This window comes from Streptomyces sp. NPDC006365 (assembly GCF_042870755.1).
GTDB classification, from domain to species: Bacteria; Actinomycetota; Actinomycetes; order Streptomycetales; family Streptomycetaceae; genus Streptomyces; species Streptomyces xiangluensis.
Window position 1 is genome coordinate 91,376 of sequence record NZ_JBIAHS010000010.1, and the last position, 18,238, is coordinate 109,613.

The 18,238-nt window shown below is 71.4% G+C and carries 19 protein-coding genes; 11 read left to right on the forward strand and 8 right to left on the reverse strand.

Features of this window, described 5'->3' with window-relative positions; translation table 11 throughout:
- Window positions 1-24: 24 nt before the first annotated feature.
- Together ACFYO0_RS26350 and ACFYO0_RS26355 are read left to right on the forward strand one after the other, a co-directional pair.
- On the forward strand, window positions 25-798 hold the full coding sequence (locus ACFYO0_RS26350) for an MBL fold metallo-hydrolase (RefSeq protein ID WP_388680582.1): 774 nt from the start codon (window positions 25-27) through the stop codon (window positions 796-798).
- A complete protein-coding gene (locus ACFYO0_RS26355; protein WP_388680585.1) occupies window positions 795-1,409 on the forward strand; it encodes a DedA family protein in 615 nt (204 codons plus the stop codon). Before ACFYO0_RS26350 ends, ACFYO0_RS26355 begins: the two co-directional genes overlap by 4 nt.
- A 37-nt stretch (window positions 1,410-1,446) precedes the next feature.
- On the opposite strand, the gene ACFYO0_RS26360 is transcribed toward ACFYO0_RS26355, so the two are convergent.
- From ACFYO0_RS26360 to ACFYO0_RS26375, 4 genes are all read right to left on the reverse strand, one after another.
- Window positions 1,447-2,577 (reverse strand): MBL fold metallo-hydrolase, encoded by a 1,131-nt coding sequence (locus ACFYO0_RS26360; protein ID WP_388680588.1) that lies wholly within the window; start codon window positions 2,575-2,577, stop codon window positions 1,447-1,449.
- Complete coding sequence (locus tag ACFYO0_RS26365; protein ID WP_388680590.1) at window positions 2,574-3,809, reverse strand: aminotransferase class I/II-fold pyridoxal phosphate-dependent enzyme; 1,236 nt, start codon at window positions 3,807-3,809, stop codon at window positions 2,574-2,576. Before ACFYO0_RS26365 ends, ACFYO0_RS26360 begins: the two co-directional genes overlap by 4 nt.
- 85 nt (window positions 3,810-3,894) lie before the next feature.
- Entirely contained in the window at window positions 3,895-4,824 is a 930-nt protein-coding gene (locus ACFYO0_RS26370) for a hypothetical protein (RefSeq protein WP_388680593.1), read from the reverse strand.
- Window positions 4,825-5,440: 616 nt separating this feature from the next.
- Window positions 5,441-6,154 carry an ANTAR domain-containing response regulator gene (locus ACFYO0_RS26375; RefSeq protein ID WP_388680595.1) on the reverse strand — a complete coding sequence of 238 codons (714 nt, stop codon included), beginning with the start codon at window positions 6,152-6,154 and terminating at the stop codon, window positions 5,441-5,443.
- A gap of 110 nt (window positions 6,155-6,264) precedes the next feature.
- Here ACFYO0_RS26375 and ACFYO0_RS26380 point away from each other — a divergent pair, with 110 nt between their 5' ends.
- Window positions 6,265-7,395 carry a GAF domain-containing protein gene (locus ACFYO0_RS26380; RefSeq protein ID WP_388680597.1) on the forward strand — a complete coding sequence of 377 codons (1,131 nt, stop codon included), beginning with the start codon at window positions 6,265-6,267 and terminating at the stop codon, window positions 7,393-7,395.
- A gap of 109 nt (window positions 7,396-7,504) precedes the next feature.
- On the opposite strand, the gene ACFYO0_RS26385 is transcribed toward ACFYO0_RS26380, so the two are convergent.
- On the reverse strand, window positions 7,505-8,299 hold the full coding sequence (locus ACFYO0_RS26385) for an RNA polymerase sigma factor SigF (protein WP_388680600.1): 795 nt from the start codon (window positions 8,297-8,299) through the stop codon (window positions 7,505-7,507).
- A gap of 233 nt (window positions 8,300-8,532) precedes the next feature.
- Here ACFYO0_RS26385 and ACFYO0_RS26390 point away from each other — a divergent pair, with 233 nt between their 5' ends.
- Window positions 8,533-10,326 (forward strand): thiamine pyrophosphate-requiring protein, encoded by a 1,794-nt coding sequence (locus tag ACFYO0_RS26390; protein ID WP_388680602.1) that lies wholly within the window; start codon window positions 8,533-8,535, stop codon window positions 10,324-10,326.
- Window positions 10,327-10,399: 73 nt separating this feature from the next.
- On the opposite strand, the gene ACFYO0_RS26395 is transcribed toward ACFYO0_RS26390, so the two are convergent.
- Window positions 10,400-10,531 (reverse strand): hypothetical protein, encoded by a 132-nt coding sequence (locus ACFYO0_RS26395; RefSeq protein WP_388680604.1) that lies wholly within the window; start codon window positions 10,529-10,531, stop codon window positions 10,400-10,402.
- Between the two features lie 136 nt (window positions 10,532-10,667).
- On the opposite strand from ACFYO0_RS26395, the gene ACFYO0_RS26400 reads away from it, so the two are divergent.
- From ACFYO0_RS26400 to ACFYO0_RS26410, 3 genes are all read left to right on the forward strand, one after another.
- Window positions 10,668-11,069: a DUF2795 domain-containing protein gene (locus ACFYO0_RS26400; protein ID WP_388680606.1), complete on the forward strand. Its 402-nt coding sequence runs from the start codon at window positions 10,668-10,670 to the stop codon at window positions 11,067-11,069.
- A 158-nt stretch (window positions 11,070-11,227) separates the two neighbouring features.
- Window positions 11,228-11,668, forward strand: a complete 441-nt coding sequence (locus tag ACFYO0_RS26405) for a CBS domain-containing protein (RefSeq protein WP_388680609.1) — start codon at window positions 11,228-11,230, stop codon at window positions 11,666-11,668.
- A gap of 110 nt (window positions 11,669-11,778) precedes the next feature.
- The gene (locus ACFYO0_RS26410) at window positions 11,779-12,318 is read left to right on the forward strand and encodes a type 1 glutamine amidotransferase domain-containing protein (RefSeq protein WP_388680612.1); all 540 of its coding nucleotides are present in this window, start codon (window positions 11,779-11,781) and stop codon (window positions 12,316-12,318) included.
- 75 nt (window positions 12,319-12,393) lie between these two features.
- Here ACFYO0_RS26410 and ACFYO0_RS26415 read toward each other — a convergent pair whose 3' ends face one another.
- Window positions 12,394-12,627, reverse strand: coding sequence for a DUF6158 family protein (locus tag ACFYO0_RS26415; protein ID WP_165343168.1), 234 nt, complete (start codon window positions 12,625-12,627; stop codon window positions 12,394-12,396).
- An 86-nt stretch (window positions 12,628-12,713) separates the two neighbouring features.
- On the opposite strand from ACFYO0_RS26415, the gene ACFYO0_RS26420 reads away from it, so the two are divergent.
- A complete protein-coding gene (locus ACFYO0_RS26420; protein WP_388680615.1) occupies window positions 12,714-13,853 on the forward strand; it encodes a Vms1/Ankzf1 family peptidyl-tRNA hydrolase in 1,140 nt (379 codons plus the stop codon).
- Window positions 13,854-13,901: 48 nt separating this feature from the next.
- Here ACFYO0_RS26420 and ACFYO0_RS26425 read toward each other — a convergent pair whose 3' ends face one another.
- A complete protein-coding gene (locus ACFYO0_RS26425) occupies window positions 13,902-15,521 on the reverse strand; it encodes an ABC-F family ATP-binding cassette domain-containing protein (protein WP_388680618.1) in 1,620 nt (539 codons plus the stop codon).
- 79 nt (window positions 15,522-15,600) lie between these two features.
- Between ACFYO0_RS26425 and ACFYO0_RS26430 the strand changes: the two genes are divergently transcribed.
- The 3 genes from ACFYO0_RS26430 (at window position 15,601) to ACFYO0_RS26440 (ending at window position 18,231) form a co-directional block, all read left to right on the forward strand.
- Entirely contained in the window at window positions 15,601-17,091 is a 1,491-nt protein-coding gene (locus ACFYO0_RS26430; RefSeq protein ID WP_388680621.1) for a bifunctional phosphatase PAP2/diacylglycerol kinase family protein, read from the forward strand.
- A gap of 107 nt (window positions 17,092-17,198) precedes the next feature.
- Window positions 17,199-18,014 carry a class I SAM-dependent methyltransferase gene (locus ACFYO0_RS26435; RefSeq protein WP_388680625.1) on the forward strand — a complete coding sequence of 272 codons (816 nt, stop codon included), beginning with the start codon at window positions 17,199-17,201 and terminating at the stop codon, window positions 18,012-18,014.
- 46 nt (window positions 18,015-18,060) lie between these two features.
- Window positions 18,061-18,231 carry a hydrophobic protein gene (locus tag ACFYO0_RS26440; RefSeq protein ID WP_386341344.1) on the forward strand — a complete coding sequence of 57 codons (171 nt, stop codon included), beginning with the start codon at window positions 18,061-18,063 and terminating at the stop codon, window positions 18,229-18,231.
- Window positions 18,232-18,238: the final 7 nt, after the last annotated feature.

Here is an 18,238-nt window from a genome sequence, read left to right on the forward strand (position 1 = left end):
AGTCGCGCGAAGGGAGCAAAGGGGGTGCCGGTGGAGATCACCTGGTGGGGTCATGCAACCTGCACGGTCGAGGACTCGGGCGTGCGCCTGCTGACCGACCCGTTGTTCGCGCGTCGGCTCGCTCATCTGCGGCGGCGCCGCGGGGCTACGCCCCCGCCCGAGGCGGCGCTCGCGGACGCCGCCCTCGTCTCGCATCTGCACGCCGATCATCTGCACGTTCCCTCGCTGGGGCGGCTCGCCGCGGGCACCCGGGTGCTGGTGCCGAGGGGCGCCGCACGCGCCGTGCCCGGGCTGCGCAGGCTCGGCCATCTACGGCTCACGGAGGTCGCGCCGGGCGATGTGACACGGGTCGGTGACCTGGTCGTACGGGCCGTGTCGGCGCGGCACGACGGGCGGCGGCTGCCGCTCGGGCCGCACCGTGCGCCCGCCCTCGGCTATGTCGTCGAGGGCGAGGGGCGGACGTACTTCGCCGGGGACACCGGCCTGTTCGAGGCGATGGCCGAGGAGGTCGGGCCCGTCGACGTGGCGCTGCTGCCGGTCGGCGGCTGGGGGCCGTATCTCGGGGAGGGGCACCTGGACGCCGGACGGGCCGCCGAGGCGCTGGTCCGGCTGCTGCCGGGGAGCGCGGTGCCGGTGCACTACGGCACGTACTGGCCGATCGGCATGGACGCTGTGCGCCCCCATGAATTCCATGCGCCGGGCCCGGAGTTCATGCGCCTGGCGCGCGAGAGGGCGCCCGAGGTGGCGGTGCATCTGTTGGGGCACGGCGAGAGCGTACGGCCGGAGGTCGCGCGGTGATCCTGTCCGCGGCGGCCACGTCGCCGGAGGCGACCCAGCAGGCGGTCGGCTATCCGTCGTTGTTTCTGCTGGTGCTGATCGGGGCGCTGGTGCCGGTGGTGCCCACGGGTGCTCTGGTGAGCTCGGCCGCGGTGGTGGCCTTCCATCAGACAGCGCCGTTCTCGCTGCTGATGGTCTTCGCGGTGGCGTCGGTCGCGGCCTTCCTCGGTGACATCGCGCTGTACTGGCTCGGGAAGCGCGGGATGGGCTCGAAGAACGGCTCGCGGTGGCTGCAGGCACTGCGTGATCGCGCCCCGGAGGACCGGCTCGCGCAGGCACAGGAGCGGCTCGACGCACGCGGGGTGACCGTGCTGGTGGTGTCGCGGCTGGTTCCGGCGGGGCGGATTCCGGTGATGCTGGCGTGCCTGATGGCCCGGATGCCGATGCGGCAGTTCGTACGGGGGGATGTGCCGGCCTGCCTTGCGTGGGCGGTGACGTATCAGCTCATCGGGATACTCGGGGGCTCGCTGTTCAAGGAGCCCTGGGAGGGTGTGGTGGCCGCGGTGGTGCTCACGCTGGTGATCAGTGGGGCGCCGAGTGTATGGCGCAGGTTTCGTAAGTCCGTGGCGTAAGTCCCTGGCCTGAACGCTCCGTTCACGTGCCGTCTGATCACGTCAGGATCCGGGATCCCCCCACCGGCAGATCCCACAGGTCCTCGCGGGCCAGGCCTGCCTGGTCCCAGGCCGCACGGACCCGTGTCAGCGGTTCGAGCACCGGCTCCGCCGACAGTACGAACGTGGCCCAGTGCATCGGTGCCATCCGCCTGGCCCCGAGGTCCTGGGCCGCGCGGACCGCCTCCTCCGGGTCGCAGTGGACGTCGCTGAGCCACCAGCGGGGCTCGTAAGCGCCGATCGGCAGGAGCGCCAGGTCGATGCCGGGGTAGCGGTCGCCGATGCGCGTGAACCAGTGGCCGTAGCCCGTGTCGCCCGCGAAGTAGACGCGTCTGCCGTCGGGTGCCGTGAGGATCCAGCCTCCCCACAGGGTGCGGCAGGTGTCGTGGAGGCTGCGCTTGGACCAGTGGTGGGCGGGGACGAAGTCGAAGCGGACTCCGCCCGCCCGTCTCGCACCACCACCCTCAACCGAGGCGCCAGCGGCGCCGCCCGTCGGATGCAGTTCAGCCGCTTCCCACCAGTCGAGCTCGGTGACACGGGTGAAGCGGCGGCGCCTGAACCAGCCGCCGAGCGCGGCCGGGACGAAGACGGGGGTGTCACGCGGGAGCCTGCGCAGGGTCGGGGCGTCCAGGTGGTCGTAATGGTTGTGGCTGATGACGATCGCGTCAACGCGCGGCAGTTCGCTCCAGGGCACGCCAACGGGCGTGACCCGGGCGGGAGTTCCGAGGATCTTGCGGGACCAGACCGGGTCGGTGAGGACGGTGAGACCGCCGATCCGGATCACCCAGCTCGCGTGCCCGGCCCAGGAGACGGCGACGGTCTGCGCGTCCACGCGCGGCAGCGGGGCCGGCTCGTACGGCAGCCGGGTGATGTCGGCGAGGCCTTCGGGTGTCGGCCGCAGAGCGCCCTCACGGGCGAAGCGTGCGAAGCCCCTGAGGCCCGGCAGCGGATCCGTCAGCCGGTCGGCGAAGGACCGCGGCCAGCGGCGGCGCTCGCCGAGCGGGCGGGGCGGGGGTGGTGGCGTTTCCGTTCCGGCGGCGGGCACGGAGGAGGACACCCGCTCATCGGCACCCGTGGACGAGGAGGCGGACGTGGTGGTCGTCGAGGTCGACTCGGAGTGTTGCTTCATCGAGGGGACTCCCATCGCCGGGCGTCGTCGCGGAGATCGTCGAATACCGAACCCAGCAGAGTCAACGCGCGTTCCACATGCGGCAATTCCAGAGGTTCCGGTGACGTGAGAGACGCCATCCGCTCCTCGTCCGTTGCTCCGAGGAGCGGGCCGGTGGCCAGGCGGACGCGCAGGGCGCCGAGGTCGTCGCCGAAGCGGTGACCGCCGGGGGCGGGCATGCCGAGGCGGGCGGTGAGGAAGTCCTCCAGTTCCTGCGCGTCGCCCACGCCGTACTCGGTGAGCGCGGGGCGCAGCGGGCCCAGGTCCGCGTACAGATGGCGGCCTGCCTGCGGGGGCCGGGCAAGAGCGCCCCCCGTCACCACGGCATGGTGCGCGGCGGCGGCCACGCGGGCATGCAGCCGTACGGACGCGGTGAGCCGCAGGCTGATCTCCTCGGGTTCGCCGAGTGCGTACGCGGCGGCTTCTGCGGCCGGTGTCGCGAGGCGGGCGCCGAGCGCGGTCAGGACGTCGAGGACACGGTCGCGCAGCCGGACGCCGAGGGCGGTGTCGGGGAAACGGGCCAGGGCGGCCGGCCAGCCGGGCGGCAGGAACGGGCCGGCCAGGTCGGTCATCACGGTGACCTGGTCGGGAAGCATCTCGGCGGGGCTCAGCAGGACCGTGTCGTGCGGCTGGTGCAGGGTGTCTCGCCAGGTCTCGTCGCTGATCAGGTGCAGTCCCTCGCCCGCGGCGGCCTCCACGGTCTCGTGGACCACTTCGGGCGGGGCGACGGTGGCGGTGGGGTCGTCTGCGACGGAGAGCACCAGCAGCCGTGGGTCACCGCCCTCGGCGCGCACCCGGCGCACGGTTTCGAGGAGGGCGTAGGGATCGGGGACGCCGCCGCACTCGGCGGATGTCGCCACATGGAACACGGAGGTGCCGAGCAGCCGGGCCGTGGGCCGCCACCAGGTGGCGCAGGGGCGCGGCACCAGGACGTCGCCGCCGAGTGCGGCGGTCAGCGCGAGGAGCAGGGCCGGGGCGCCGGGGGCCGCGGCCGTGCGGTGGCGCTCTGCGGGCAACCCGCGCCGCGCCCAGTACGCGCAGGCCGCGTCCAGGAGCCGGGGGCCGCCACCGGTGGGTTCGGTGTGCGCGCCGACCGCGGCGGCGGTGAGTCCCGGTGGGACCGGCAGCCCTTGGCCGGGAAGCGGTGGGCCGTAACGGACGGGGCCGTGCCCTTCCGGATCCGTCCGCCGCATGGTCGCCTCCGCGCAGTGATCCGTGGTTCCTACGGTGCCGGTTGTGTCTCTGAGCAGTGAGTACCCACCGTCACGCGTCATCAATTCAGCGGTTCGCGGATGACTCCCTGCGCAGCAGCTTGTGTACGGCGGCGCCGAGTGCGCCCGTGATGAGGATGCCGCCGGCGGCGAGGGCGGCCGGGGAGTCGGTGAACGCGCCGCCCGCGCCCGCGCGCACCCCGTGCGGGTGGTGGGAGCCGTCTCTCGCGACCGTGAACGTCGCGCTCCACTCCGCCTCCTTGCCGCCGGGCGGCGCCGGGCAGGCGCCGTCGACGCTCCACTCGGAGGTGCCGGCCTTGTGGGATCCGCCCTTCTCGAAGTTCGCGGCAGACGCGATCCGGGCGGTGCCGCTGTAGGCAGGGCCCGCCGCCTCGTCCTTGCCCTTGCCCTTGCCCTTGCCCTTGACCAGGTGCAGCTTGGCGGTGCCGTGCTCGAAGGCCTGCGAGTGGGCGTCGATGCTTTCGGGCGCGGTCCCGCCCAGCACGCCGCAGGACACGGAGACGGTGACGGTGCCGCCGGGGGCGACGGTGTGGGGGGTGACCTCGGCGACCGGGTGCGCTGCCGACGCTCCGGCCGACACCCCGGGCGATGTCCCGGCCCACTCGTCGGCCGACCTCCCGGGCGACACACCGGCCGAATTCTCGGTCGGCTGCCCGGCCAGATCCTCCGCCGGAGCACCGCCCGATTCATCGGCCCACAGGTCGGCCGGCTCCTCCGCCAACTCGTCGGACGGCTCTTCATCGGGAATCGGAGGCGCATCCGTCGGCTCCTCCTCCGGAACCCAGGCCGGACCTGTGGCCGACTCATCGGCGGGAAGGTCCGCCGACTCGTCGGCCGGGCCAGTGGCCCGCTCCTGGCCCGGAACCCTGGCCCGTTCCTCGACCGGGACTGCGGCCGACGCGGCCGTGCCCAGGCCGACGGCGACGACGGCGGTGGCGGCGACTGCGGTGGACAGAACGCGGGCTGCACGGTGCATGGACAGGGCTCCTTCGGCCGAAGGCGGGGGCCTACCGCGCCCCCGAGGGCTGCGGAGGAGGGGCACAGCATTCGTGCCCCGTAGCCCATCAGAGCCCGGCCGTCGCCGGGGCGCGCGCGGCCGGGCACCATTCGTGCCACGGGGGCGTCCGAGCGGGTGACGGCGTGCGGCGCTGTACCGCGCCGCTGGCCGTGAGCGAGTGCGGGTGGGGGTTTCCTTTCCCCAGCCCCGCCCCTTCCCGAAACCGGGGCTGCGCCCCAGACTCCCGCAAAGGGGTGGGGGTGACACGGCGTGTCGCGGCTGCGGGTGCGTCGTGGCTGGTCGCTCCCCCACTCTCGGCTTCGCTCGCGCGGGGGACCCCCATCGCGGCGGAGCCGCATATGTCACAGCCCCGCGCCCCTGAAAGCAAAAGCCTGCGGCTCCCCGCGCCTGGGGAAAGCCCGCATTCCGACTACCCGCAGCTTCCCACTGGCGGGAGGGGACGTGGGGCGGTGCGTCGTATGCCCCGACCCACCACCCACCCAGGGGCGCGGGGCTGTGACATCAGCGGCTCCGCCGCGGGGCGCGGGCATCCACAACGCACCCGCAGCTTCAAACCGCACCCCCAGCGGAGCGCCTACGCCAGCGACGTCAGTTCGTTTTCCAGGCCGCGGCCCCTGGTCTCGACGAGGGACGAGGCGACGTCGGACAGTTTGCGATTGGTGCCCTGTGAGACACGGCGCAGGACCCCGAAGGCCTCGTCCGCGTCGCAGGCCAGTACGTGCATGATGATGCCGCAGGCCTGGTCGACGACGGGCCGGGTGCGCAAGGCGGTGCCCAGCTGGTCGAGTTCGGTGAGCGCGGCGCGGTAGGAGCGGTCGCGTACGAGACTGCTCGCGGCGAGGTCGCCGAGGGCCCGGGCGGGACCGTGCGAGGCGTCATCGAGGGTGTCCGGGCGGAAGCTGTAAAGGCTGAGGGTCACTGTCAGTCCCGCGCGCCGGAACGGCATCGTGACGCAGGAGCGTACGCCCGCGTCGAGTGCCACGGCCCGGTACTGCGGCCAGCGTTCGGCGCGCAGCAAGTCCCCCGTCTCGACGGTTTCACCGCCGTCCACGGCGGCGGGGATCGGCCCCTCGCCGGAGCGGAGCTGGACCGAGACGAGGCCCGCCAGGTCGGGATGGGTCACCGCGGTCGGCTGCTCCGTGCCACCGTTGGAAACCGTGGTGCTCGCGCCGCAGCAGTCGCTGGTGCAGCGCAGGGCCTGCTCGGCGAGTTCCGACAGCCGACGAGCAGGAAGTGCGGACTCCGGGGACTCCGCGCCCAGATGGCCGATGTGCTCGGTGTCCGGCATGGTTTCACCTCCTTGACTTGGGACCTGCCCACACACTCCCGGAGAAAACGAAAATGAACGGTTCCACTCCGGCCTCACGGCAGCGGCCTGGGACGGGATACGTTTCGTTCATGGCGCAGACGGATGAGTTCGGCGAAGAGCTTGAGGATTTCGTGCGCCGTGTCGCGGAGTTGAAGGCGGCGCGGTCCATACCTGGCGACGACCTTCAGACAGTGCTCGACGCGGCACTCTTTGAACTGGATCATGTGGCCGAGCAGTTGTGGCCGTGGTACGAGCGGCTGAGCTCGGGCGTCACACACAATGGGCCCTCCACCGACCGCCAGGAGCAGCAGTTGTTGCGGGCGATCTTCCAGCGCCTTCCCCTGCCCGTCGCCCTGATGGACCGCGAGACCGTGGTCCGCAGACTCAACCACGCGGCGACCCAGTTCACCGGGGTACGGTCGGGCTATGCGACGGGCCGGCCGCTGACCGGTTTCCTCGCGCACGCGGACCGGGCCGCGTTCCGTTCCCAGGTCGCCGCGGTGGTCCGGGGCGAGGGCGACCGCAGTCTCACCGTTCACCTTCAGCAACGCCCCTCCACTTCCGTGCGTGCGACGCTCACCGCGGTCAGGACGAGCGGTGAGCCGCGTGCTTCCGTACTCATGGTGCTGCAGCCCGCGGGGGCGCGGGTGCCGACGGACGAAGGCGTCCCCGGCCCGCTGCCGGACCTCGCCGAGACGACACGGCACGCGGCGCAGCTGGACCTGATCGACGCCATGTCCACGGCCTTGCTGGCCGAGCCCGCGAAGACCCGGGCCGCTGTGCTGGAGCAGGCGGCCCGAGTGCTGCACGGGCGGTTCGCGGACTGGGTGATCGCCGACGAGGGGGCCGCGCGGCTGTGCCGTATGACCGTCCTCGGGCCGACGGACCAGCCCGGCACGCAGGTCGAGGACCTCCAGGCGCAGGATCCCGCCTCGTGCCCGCTCGTCGTCGAGGCGGCACGCGGCGGTTCCACGGCCCTTCAGGTACGCCCGGACGACCCGGACGCCTTCGGCAAGGACGCCTCGGGCGCCCCCGTCCTGGTCAGCGCGAACGTCACATCGCTGCTGTGCGTCCCGCTGACCGTGAACGGCGCCGTGCAGGGCGTCATCACCCTGTTCCGCTGCGGGGCCCGGCTCGCTTTCTCGATGGCCGAGGCACAGGTACTGGACATGATGTCCCGTCACATAGCCCTGGCACTAAGGAACTTGGACCGCCGCTGAGTGCGGTCACGCGCCCCTGAAGGAGGCCGCAGACCTTCCGAGAGTGAGGGAGCCGGCCAGCCACAACGAACCGCAGCTTCAAGACGGCCCTCAGCGGAGCGCTTACGCGCTACGCCGCATCCTGCATGACCTGGTCCCGCAGCTTGCCGCAGCAGCGGCTGATCAGCCGGGACACATGCATCTGGGAGATGCCGAGCTGTTCGGCGATCCGGCTCTGCGTCATGTCGCCGAAGAACCGCATGTAGAGAATGGCCCGTTCGCGTTCGGGCAGCGCCTGCAGCCGGGGCTTGACCGCCTCGCGGTCGACGACGACGTCGAGCGACGGATCGGGGGCGCCGAGCGCGTCGCTCAGGGAGTATCCGTCCTCGCTGCCCGGGAGCTCGGCGTCGAGCGAGAGGGCGGTGAAACTCTCGAGCGCCTCAAGTCCGACGCGTACGTCCTCCTCGCTCATCTGCGCGTGCTCGGCGATCTCCTTGACGGTGGGCTGTCGGCCGGAGATCGTCTGGGACAGGTCCTGACTGGCGAAACGGACCCGATTACGCAGGTCCTGGACCCGGCGGGGCACGTGCAGGGTCCACATGTGATCGCGGAAGTGCCGCTTGATCTCACCGGTGACGGTCGGCACGGCGTAGCTCTCGAAGGCGTTGCCGCGCTCGGGGTCGTACCGGTCGACGGCCTTGACGAGACCGAGCGCCGCGACCTGGCGCAGGTCCTCGAAGCTCTCGCCACGGCTGCGGAATCGTCCCGCGAGCCGCTCGGCCATAGGGAGCCAGGCTTCGACGATCTCCGCACGCAGTGTGTCGCGCTGCTGTCCCGGAGGAAGCTTGGCGAGGGTACGAAACGCCTCCGCGGTGTCGGGGGCGTCGTCATGCGGGTGGTGCTTGGCGCTCGCGTGAGTCTGCATGGTGCGTCGCAACTCCCTTGAGTGGTGCCTTGGTTTGGACGGTCACCGTGGGAGCGCGCCTACAGCCTGACAGGCACACCCGTGGCGGGTCTCCGCCGCTCCCACGGACGTGCCTCCTGTCCGAAGCACTGACATTCGCCTGCCCCGCCGCGTGGTCGGCAAACACCCGAAGGTTTTTCCGGCGGCACGTGGGTGACTCGGGCCGTACAGCTGTCACCCCTGGGAGGTCCCGTATGAGCACCAAGGTCGCCGACCATGTCCTGCAGCGCCTGCGCGAATGGGGCGTGGAACACGTGTTCGGTTATCCGGGGGATGGCATCAACGGTCTCCTCGCCGCCTGGGGCCGGGCCGAGGACCACCCCAAGTTCATCCAGTCCCGACACGAAGAGATGTCCGCGTTCGAAGCGGTCGGCTACGCGAAGTTCGGGGGCGGGCTCGGAGTGTGCGCGGCGACCTCGGGACCCGGCGCGATCCATCTGCTCAACGGCCTGTACGACGCCAAGCTCGACCATGTGCCGGTGCTCGCGATCGTCGGCCAGACGCACCGTACGGCGATGGGCGGCTCGTACCAGCAGGAGGTCGATCTGCACACGCTGTTCAAGGACGTGGCCTCCGACTTCGTCGAGACGGTGATGGTGCCCGAGCAGCTGCCGAACGTCCTGGACCGGGCGATCCGCACCGCCTACGCGCGCCGCGCCCCGACCGCCGTGATCATCCCCGGAGACGTGCAGGACCTCGAGTACTCCGCCCCCACCCACGAGTTCAAGATGGTCCCTTCCAGCCTGGGCCGCAGCGAGTGGACGGCGATTCCCTCGCGGGAGTCGCTGGAGCGGGCGGCCGAGGTGCTCAACTCCGGTGACAAGGTGGCCATTCTGATCGGCCAGGGCGCCGCCGGGGCACAGCCCGAGGTGGAGCGGATCGCCGAACTGCTCGGCGCGGGCGTCGCCAAGGCGCTGCTCGGCAAGGACGCGCTCAGCGACGAACTCCCTTACGTCACGGGCGCGATCGGCCTCCTCGGCACCCGGCCCTCGTACGAGCTGATGCGCGACTGCGACACCCTGCTGACCATCGGCTCCTCCTTCCCGTACACGCAGTTCCTGCCGGAGTTCGGGAAGGCGCGGGGCGTGCAGATCGACATCGATCCGCACATGGTCGGGATGCGCTATCCGTACGAGGTGAATCTCGTCGGGGACGCGAAGGCGACCCTGGAGCGGCTGATCCCGCTGCTGGACGCGGACCGCGGGCGCGAGTGGTACGACACGGTGTGTGCGAACGTGACGCGCTGGCGCGACGTGATGGAGCGCCGGGCCCATCTGTCCGCCGATCCGATCAACCCGGAGTACGTGGCCCGGGCGCTGGATCCGCTGCTGCCCGGCAACGCCATCGTCACGTCCGACTCGGGGTCGCCTGCGAACTGGTACGCGCGTCATCTGACGCACCGGTCCGGGATGCGCTCGTCGCTGTCGGGGACCCTCGCCACGATGGGCTGTGGGGTGCCGTACGCGATCGGTGCGAAGTTCGCGCATCCGGACCGGCCCGCGATCGCGCTCGTCGGAGACGGGGCGATGCAGATGAACGGGCTCGCGGAGCTGATCACGGCCGCGAAGTACCAGGATCGCTGGGAGGACCCGCGGCTCGTCGTGGGCGTGTGGAACAACCACGACCTCAACCAGGTGACCTGGGAGATGCGGGCGATGGAGGGTGCCCCGTCCTTCCTGCCCTCACAGGAGATCCCGGATGTGCAGTACGCCGCCTTCGCCCGTTCGCTCGGGCTGACCGGTATCCGCGTGGAGAAGCCGGAGGACGTCGAGGCGGGCTGGCGTGCGGGTCTGGAGGCGGACGGTCCCGCGGTCGTCGAGTTCCTGACCGACCCCGCCGTACCGCCGGTCCCGCCGCACGCCACGTGGGAGCAGATGGAGGCCACCGCCGCCGCCGTCCTGAAGGGCGACTTCGACCGCACGTCCATGGTCCGGCAGGGCTTCAAGGCCAAGATCCAGGAATTCCTGCCGGGGCGCGACCGCTCCTGACGGGCAGCTCCACGAGCAGGCCCCCGGCGTTCCCCAGGCGCCGGGGGCCGATGCCGTCCGGCTCGGTCACTGATCAGTGGGGCAGTGCGGGCTTTTCGGATTCGTCGGGGTGCCGGGCCGGCGGGAGGAGCCATTCCTCGTAGCGGCCGAGCGCCAGGACGACGCCGAGCAACAGGACCGGCATGATCACAGCGAACACCGCCATGGCCTTGTCCTTCCCCAGGAGATTTGCGATTGGGGGGCGCAAATCGGGTCTCCAGACCACGGGCGGACAAACCCTTCGTGTCGATATCGGGGGCGCGGGTACACGAGGGTCCACCCCCGAGTGTCTGGAGGGACACATGCAGCGAGGCAGCGACCGGCTCAACGTCCACAAGGACGACGAGATGAAGCATGAACTGCAGGGCCTGCTCCGGTCGGGCCACCCGACCAGGACCGAGGAGTGGCACGACCCGGAGCCGACCGCCGACGACGACCTGTGGGTCGCGGGCGGACCGGTCAGGCCTGACGCCGGCCGGAGCTCCGAGGAGGCGGTGCGTTACGAACTGGCGCGGCTGCTGGGCCGTACGGCCTTCCCCGCGACCCCTCGTGAACTGATCCGTCTCCTGCGGAGCAGGTACGCACCCGACGGGCTCGTCGAACCGCTGGAGCGGCTGCCGAGGAAGGCGGTCTACCACACAGCTCAGGAACTGGCCGAAGCGGTCGTACGGGCCGCGAGCGGCGAGACCGGCGAGAACCGGTGAGAACGGGTGAGAGGTGAGCACCCCTTGAGGAAACCGCGGCGAATGTGCGACGGAGGCATAGGCCGCCGTCGCAGGGGTACTGCGGGCGACATCACGTCGTCGTACCAGTAGCAGTTGCCCCACCCCAGTACCCGGGGGAAGCAGGAAGGCCCACAGCCATGGCCCAGTTCGTGAGGGAAGTCATGACGCCAGGCGTCGTCGCGGTGCGCCCGGACGCCTCGCTCGTCGAAGCGGCGCAACTGATGCGCGCCCAGGACATCGGCGATGTCCTGGTGGCTGGGGACCGCAGCCTCCTCGGCGTCCTGACGGATCGTGACATCGCGCTGCGCGCGGTCGCGGACGGCGTCGACCCACTGACGGTGAGCGCCCAGGCTGTGTGCACACCGAACCCAGTGGTGATCGGTCCGGACGACGCGGTCTCGGCCGCGGTCGAGCTGATGCGCGAGCACGCCATACGCCGTCTGCCGGTCGTCGAGGACGGCCACCCGGTCGGCATGGTCAGTCTGGGCGACCTCGCGGTCTCCGAGGACCCCGGCTCGGCTCTGGCGGAGATCAGCCGCGCCGCACCGGACGACTCGCCGGGCAGCATGATCCGCTGAACCAGCGGGAGGAACGGCGGCCCGTGCCGGGCAGGGGCGAGCCGCCGAGGAAGGACGTGCCGAGAGACGGGTCCGAGAAAGGACCTGTCCGGAGAGGACGTGGAGAACTGATGCGTATCGCGTTTCTGATGGCGCCGGAGGGCGTCGAGCAGATCGAACTCACCGACCCCTGGCAGTCCGTGATCGACTCGGGTCACGAACCCGTCCTGGTGTCCACGAAGCCCGGTCAGATCCAGGCGTTCCACCATCTCGACAAGGCCGATGTGTTCCCCGTGCAGGAGGTCGTGTCCGAGACGTCCGCGGGTTCCTTCGACGGCCTGGTGCTGCCGGGCGGCGTGGCCAACCCGGACGCGCTGCGCATGGACGGGCAGGCCGTGTCGTTCGTGCGGGACTTCTTCGAGCAGGGCCGTCCGGTCGCCGCGATCTGCCATGCCCCGTGGACGCTCGTCGAGGCGGACGTGGTCCGCGGTCGCACCCTGACCTCGTGGCCGAGTCTGCGTACGGACATCCGCAACGCGGGCGGCACCTGGGTCGACGAGCAGGTCCAGGTCTGTGAGGCCGCGCCGTCCACGCTGGTCACCAGCCGCAAGCCGGACGACCTGAAGGTGTTCTGCGAGGCGTTCCTGGAGGAGTTCGCCAAGCGACGCTGACCTGCCGGACCAAGCACCAGCCGGCCGGCGTATCCACCGACCGGCCGCCCCGGGAAGCCGCGGGCCGGGCGTTCCTCACGCCCCGCCCGGCTGCCGTTCCCGCGCGCCTTCCCGTGTCCGGCCCGGGGCCACAGGGCGGCGCGGATTCCGACGCAGATACTCGCCCTCCAGCTGCGCCATCCGCTCGTTGTGGATGCGCAGCGCGTCGTTCGAGCCGTGCAGCAGCGTGTCGTGCCGTGTGCGGTGGATCGTCTCCAGCTCTTTCATCAGCTGCTGGTCGTCCAGAAGACCCGGGTCGACTCCGGTCATGGTGGTACCCCGATCGTCGTGTTCCTTCGAAGCGTCCGGGTACCCGCCCGGCAAGCAATATCCCGAACGGCATCCGGGAGGAAGCCATGGATCTCGCCTTTCTGCGTCCACTGTACGAACATCCGGGACCTTGGGCCTCCGTGTACGTCGGCACCTCCCAGCACACGGAGAGCACCCCTCACGAGCGGTCGCTGACGGCACAGGCGGCATCCAGGCAGTTGGCGGACCAGGGCGCGGACGAGCGCACGTGCCAGGCCGTGGAGTCCGCGCTGGAGGAGCTGCGGCACTCCACGGAACCGCATGGCAGGGCCCTGTTCGCCACGGGCGGCGAGGTCGTCCTCGACCCCGCGCTGGCCGCGCCCCCGCCCGGCGGACTGTCCGTCACCTGGTCGGCGCTCCCGCACACCGCCCCGCTGCTCGATCTGCTCGGTGAGGACCCGGTCTGTGTGGTGGCCTACGTCGACCGGCGAGGCGCCGACTTCGAGCTGCGCTCCGCGCTGGGCAGCCGGGACGCGGGCTCGGTGACCGGGCGGCGGTGGCCCCTGCACCGTACGAGCACCGTCGACTGGTCGGAGCGGCACTTCCAGCTCAGGGTGGAGAACACCTGGGAGCACAACGCCGCGGAGATCGCCGACGCGCTCGCCGTGTGCCAGGAGGAGACCCGGGCCGACCTGCTGATTCTCGTCGGCGACGACCGCGAGCGGCGGGCTGTGCGCGAGCGGCTGCCGCAGCGGCTGCAGGACCGCACGATGGAGGCGCCGCACGGGGCCGGCAGCAGGCTGCTCGACGAGGACCTGGAGCGGATCCGCGCGGAGCATGTGCGGCGCAGGGCGGAAGAGGACCTGGAGCGGTTCATGGCGGCCCGGGCGCCGGACGCGGACGGCAACGTCGGCGCCGTCGAGGGCGTACCTGCGGTGATCGAGGCGGCCCGGGAGCACCGGATCGACGAGTTGCTGATCATCCCGGAGGGGCCCGACACCCACCGAGAGGTGTGGGTCGGCGAGGCGCCCGACCAGCTGGCGGTGCGGCGCACGGACACGAAGACGCTGGGCGAACCGCGCCCCTGGTCGGCACGGGCGGACGACGCACTGCTGCGGTCCGTCATCGCGTCGGGCGCCGCGGCGCTGTCGCTGACGCCCGCCGTGCCCGAGGCCGGGCCCCAGACGGCTCCGGTGGGGGGCCTTGGCGCGCTGCTCCGCTGGAGCGAACCCCCGCAACCCGGGTGACCAGGTCGTAGCCCCGGCAGATACGGCCCGTGGATACGGCGCCGTCGGCTACCGGACGCGCTCCACTCGCCGCTCGTCCCACACCGGCTCCGTCGTCTCGCGCACCTTCCCGTCGCTGCCGAACACCAGGTAGCGGTCGAAGGAGCGGGCGAACCAGCGGTCGTGGGTCACGGCGAGAACCGTGCCCTGGTATGCCTCCAAACCCTCCTGCAGTGCCTCGGCCGACTCGAGGTCGAGGTTGTCGGTGGGTTCGTCGAGGAGCAGGGCCGTGGCCCCTTCCAGTTCCAGCAGGAGGATCTGGAAGCGGGCCTGCTGACCGCCGGACAGCCGGTCGAAGCGCTGCTCGGCCTGGGCGGTCAGCTCGTAACGCCGCAGCCGGGACATCGCGGCGCCGCGGTCCTGGGAGTGCTCGGTCCACAGGATGTCGAGCAGTGTGCGCCCCTCCAGTTCCGGATGAGCGTGCGTCTGCGCGAAGTGGCCGGGAACGACGCGCGCACCGAGCTTCCACTCCCCCGAGTGCGCGACGTCGCCGCCCGCGAGCAACCGCAGGAAGTGCGACTTTCCGGAGCCGTTCGAGCCCAGCACGGCGACCCGCTCGCCGTAGAAGACCTCCAGGTCGAAGGGCTTCATCAGGCCGGAGAGCTCAAGTCCCTCGCAGGTGACGGCCCTTACGCCGGTACGTCCACCGTGCAGGCGCATGGTGATGTCCTGCTCGCGCGGCGGCTCCGGTGGCGGGCCCGCCTCCTCGAACTTGCGCAGCCTGGTCTGCGCGGCCTGGTAGCGCGAGGCCAGCTCATGGCTGATCGAGGCCGCCTGACGCAGGTTCAGCACAAGCTTCTTCAGCTGGGCGTGCTTCTCGTCCCAGCGCCTGCGCAACTCCTCGAAGCGCGCGAAGCGTTCACGCCGCGCCTCGTGGTACGTGGCGAAGCCGCCGCCGTGCACCCAGGCGTCGGCGCCCGCAGGGCCCGGCTCCACGCTGACGATCTTCTCGGCGGCGCGGGCGAGGAGTTCCCGGTCGTGGGACACGAACAGGACGGTCTTGCGGGTCTCCCGCAGCCGCTCCTCCAGCCAGCGCTTGCCGGGCACGTCGAGGTAGTTGTCCGGCTCGTCGAGCAGCAGCACCTCGTCACTGCCGCGCAGCAGAGCCTCCAGCACGAGCCGCTTCTGCTCGCCGCCGGAGAGCGTGCGCACCTCGCGGAACTGCGCCTTCTCGTACGGCACGCCGAGCGCGGCCATGGTGCAGATGTCCCACAGCGTCTCGGCCTCGTATCCCTGGACCTCCGCCCAGTCGGCGAGCGCCTGCGCGTACTGGAGCTGGGCGGCCTCGTCGTCGACGGTCATGATGGCGTGCTCGGCGGCGTCGACGGCCTTCGCCGCCTCGCGAATCCGCGGCGGCGCGACGGAGACGAGCAGTTCGCGCACGGTGGTCTCGTCACGTACGGACCCCACGAACTGGCGCATCACCCCGAGCCCGCCGCTGACGTTGACGGTGCCGCCATGCGGCTTCAGCTCCCCCGAGATCAGCCTCAAGAGGGTTGTCTTCCCGGCGCCGTTCGGGCCGACCAGCGCGACCGCGGCCCCTTCGCCCACCCGGAAGGACACGTCGCCGAGGAGCGCCCTTCCATCGGGCAGGTAGTACTCGAGATGCGCCGCTTCCAGATGTCCCATGGTTGGGCATTCTCCGGGCGGCGGCAGCGAGCGGCAAACGGTTATGCGCGGTCCGGCGTCTGCGGGGTACCCGCAGCTCATGAGCGCAGATGTAGACCTCTCCGTCCCGGAACCCGGCCATGGCATGCGAAACCGGCTGCTGGCCCTGGACTGCCGGCTCTTCGACGCCGTGGCGGCCCGGCACTGGCCCGGCGCCGACCGCGTCCTGCCGAGGCTCAGCCGCAGCGCCAACCACGGCGTGCTGTGGTTCGCCACGGCGACCGCCCTCGCCGCGACACGCTCGCCGAAGGCCCGCCGCGCCGCCGCCCGGGGTGTCGCCTCGCTGGCCCTGGCCTCGGCGACCATCAACACACTCGGCAAGCGCACGGTGCGCCGGCCGCGCCCGCTGCTGCACGCGGTACCGCTGATCCGTCAGCTGGAGCGGCAGCCGATCACGACCTCGTTCCCCTCGGGGCACTCGGCGTCGGCGGCGGCCTTCGCGACGGGCGTCGCCCTGGAGTCCCGGCCGCTGGGTGCGAGCGTCGCCCCGGCCGCCGTCGCCGTGGCCCTCTCCCGCGTCTACACGGGTGTTCACTTCCCGAGCGACGTCCTCGCGGGCGCGGCACTGGGCGCGGGCGCCGCCTATGCCGTACGCGGCCTTGTGCCGACCCGAGACCAGCTGCCGCCGCCGGGCCGCCCGCGCGTGGACGCGCCCGCGCTCCCCGAGGGCCAGGGCCTGGTGCTCGTCGCCAACAAAGAGGCGGGCACCCCGGACCGCGTACGTCTGCTGCGCGATGTGCTGCCGCGTGCCGAGGTCGTCGAGTGCGAAGCGGCCGAGCTGCGGGCCGAGTTGGAGAAGGCGGCGGAACGGGCCGTGGTGCTGGGCGTGTGCGGCGGCGACGGCACCGTGAACGCGGCAGCCGAGGTGGCCGTACGCCATGGCCTGCCGCTCGCGGTGCTGCCCGGCGGAACGCTCAACCACTTCGCACACGATCTGGGCGTGGAGGACGTACGCGATCTGTGCCAGGCCCTCCGGCACGGCGACGCCGTCCGCGTGGACGTGGGCTACTTCAAGGCCGGCGCCGTCGACGGCTGCTTCCTCAACACCTGCAGCCTGGGCGTCTATCCCGAGCTGGTGCGGGAGCGGGACCGCTGGTCGCGGCGGATCGGCGGCTGGCCCGCCGGGGTGCTCGCGGCGCTGCGCGTGCTGCGGGCCGACCGCCATCCACTGCGGACCGAGATCGGCGGCACGGAGCGACCGTTGTGGCTGCTGTTCGCGGGCAACGGCATGTACCACCGCATGGGCCCGATCCCCGGCCGCCGCTACGACCTCGCGGACGGCCGGCTGGACGTACGGGTCGTGCACGGGGGCCGCAAACCCGCCGTCCGGCTGCTCGCCGCGGCCGTCGCGGGACCGCTGACCCGCTCCCCCGTCCATGCGGCGGTACGGGTCAGCGGCCTCCGCGTGGACGGAGTCGCACCCGGCACACTCCTGGCCTACGACGGCGAAGTGACGGAGGTGGAGGGCCAGTTGACGCTGGAGAAGCTGCCGGAGGCGCTGACGGTCTACCGGCCGCTCGACAACCGCTGATCACCCGGACGACATCTACACCTGTCCGCATCACGAGACACGGGTCTCATTATTTGGCATGCCGGCGTACGGTGACCTCACCTGGTACGGCCACGGAAGGGGACGCCATGTCGAAGGAGACCGCCGTCTACACCCACGGGCACCACGAGTCCGTGCTGCGCTCGCACACCTGGCGCACGGCCGCCAACTCGGCGGCGTACCTCCTCGGTTCACTGAAGCCCCGTATGACGATCCTCGACATCGGCTGCGGGCCGGGCACCATCACCGCCGACCTGGCGGAGCTGGTCCCGGACGGCCGGGTCACCGGGGTCGACCATGCGCCGGGCATCCTGGACCAGGCCCGGGCCACGGCCGCCGAACGAGGCCTGGAGAACGTCGAGTTCGCGGTTGCGGACGTCCACGCGCTGGACTACCCCGACCACACCTTCGATGTCGTCCACGCCCATCAGGTGCTGCAACACGTGGGGGACCCGGTGCAGGCGCTGCGCGAGATGTACCGGGTCACCAAGCCCGGCGGCTTCGTGGCCGCACGGGACGGGGACTACTCGGGGATGGTCTGGTATCCGCGGACGCCCGGCATGGACGACTGGCTGGACCTGTATCTGCGCGTGGCCCGCGCCAACGGCGGTGAGCCGGACGCCGGGCGGCGCCTCAAGTCCTGGGCGATGCAAGCCGGTTGCACCGACATCACCGCCTCCTCCAGCACCTGGTGCTTCGCCACCGCCGAGGAGCGCGCCTGGTGGAGCGGCCTGTGGGCGGACCGCACCCTCGCCTCGGCGTACGCGGAGCGCGCCACGCACGGCGGCCATGCGACGGAGGATCAACTGCGAGCAGTGTCCGCGGCGTGGCGGGAATGGGGATGGCAGGAGGACGCGTGGTTCTCCTGCCTGCACGGAGAAATTCTCTGCCGAAAGCCGGTCTGATTCCCCCCGTTCGGGCTACCCGGACAGCAGGAGGAGGTTGAAGATTATGGTTCCCATCCTGCTGGTACTGCTTCTGGCGCTGATTCTCTTCGGTGCCGGATTCGCGGTGAAAGTGCTCTGGTGGATTGCCGTGGCGGTTCTTGTCGTGTGGCTGCTCGGATTCTTGATGCGCAGCACCACCACGACCGGCACCAGGTCCCGTTGGTATCGCTGGTAGGCCACTT

Coding starts and splice junctions, on each gene's coding strand:
- ACFYO0_RS26440 (WP_386341344.1), top strand. CDS start 18,061: ATGGTTCCCATCCTGCTGGTACTGCTTCTGGCGCTGATTCTCTTCGGT.
- ACFYO0_RS26405 (WP_388680609.1), top strand. CDS start 11,228: ATGGCCCAGTTCGTGAGGGAAGTCATGACGCCAGGCGTCGTCGCGGTG.
- ACFYO0_RS26380 (WP_388680597.1), top strand. CDS start 6,265: ATGGCGCAGACGGATGAGTTCGGCGAAGAGCTTGAGGATTTCGTGCGC.
- ACFYO0_RS26400 (WP_388680606.1), top strand. CDS start 10,668: ATGCAGCGAGGCAGCGACCGGCTCAACGTCCACAAGGACGACGAGATG.
- ACFYO0_RS26385 (WP_388680600.1), bottom strand. CDS start 8,299: ATGCAGACTCACGCGAGCGCCAAGCACCACCCGCATGACGACGCCCCC.
- ACFYO0_RS26375 (WP_388680595.1), bottom strand. CDS start 6,154: ATGCCGGACACCGAGCACATCGGCCATCTGGGCGCGGAGTCCCCGGAG.
- ACFYO0_RS26365 (WP_388680590.1), bottom strand. CDS start 3,809: ATGCGGCGGACGGATCCGGAAGGGCACGGCCCCGTCCGTTACGGCCCA.
- ACFYO0_RS26435 (WP_388680625.1), top strand. CDS start 17,199: ATGTCGAAGGAGACCGCCGTCTACACCCACGGGCACCACGAGTCCGTG.
- ACFYO0_RS26420 (WP_388680615.1), top strand. CDS start 12,714: ATGGATCTCGCCTTTCTGCGTCCACTGTACGAACATCCGGGACCTTGG.
- ACFYO0_RS26360 (WP_388680588.1), bottom strand. CDS start 2,577: ATGAAGCAACACTCCGAGTCGACCTCGACGACCACCACGTCCGCCTCC.
- ACFYO0_RS26410 (WP_388680612.1), top strand. CDS start 11,779: ATGCGTATCGCGTTTCTGATGGCGCCGGAGGGCGTCGAGCAGATCGAA.
- ACFYO0_RS26425 (WP_388680618.1), bottom strand. CDS start 15,521: ATGGGACATCTGGAAGCGGCGCATCTCGAGTACTACCTGCCCGATGGA.
- ACFYO0_RS26370 (WP_388680593.1), bottom strand. CDS start 4,824: ATGCACCGTGCAGCCCGCGTTCTGTCCACCGCAGTCGCCGCCACCGCC.
- ACFYO0_RS26395 (WP_388680604.1), bottom strand. CDS start 10,531: ATGGCGGTGTTCGCTGTGATCATGCCGGTCCTGTTGCTCGGCGTCGTC.
- ACFYO0_RS26390 (WP_388680602.1), top strand. CDS start 8,533: ATGAGCACCAAGGTCGCCGACCATGTCCTGCAGCGCCTGCGCGAATGG.
- ACFYO0_RS26430 (WP_388680621.1), top strand. CDS start 15,601: ATGAGCGCAGATGTAGACCTCTCCGTCCCGGAACCCGGCCATGGCATG.
- ACFYO0_RS26415 (WP_165343168.1), bottom strand. CDS start 12,627: ATGACCGGAGTCGACCCGGGTCTTCTGGACGACCAGCAGCTGATGAAA.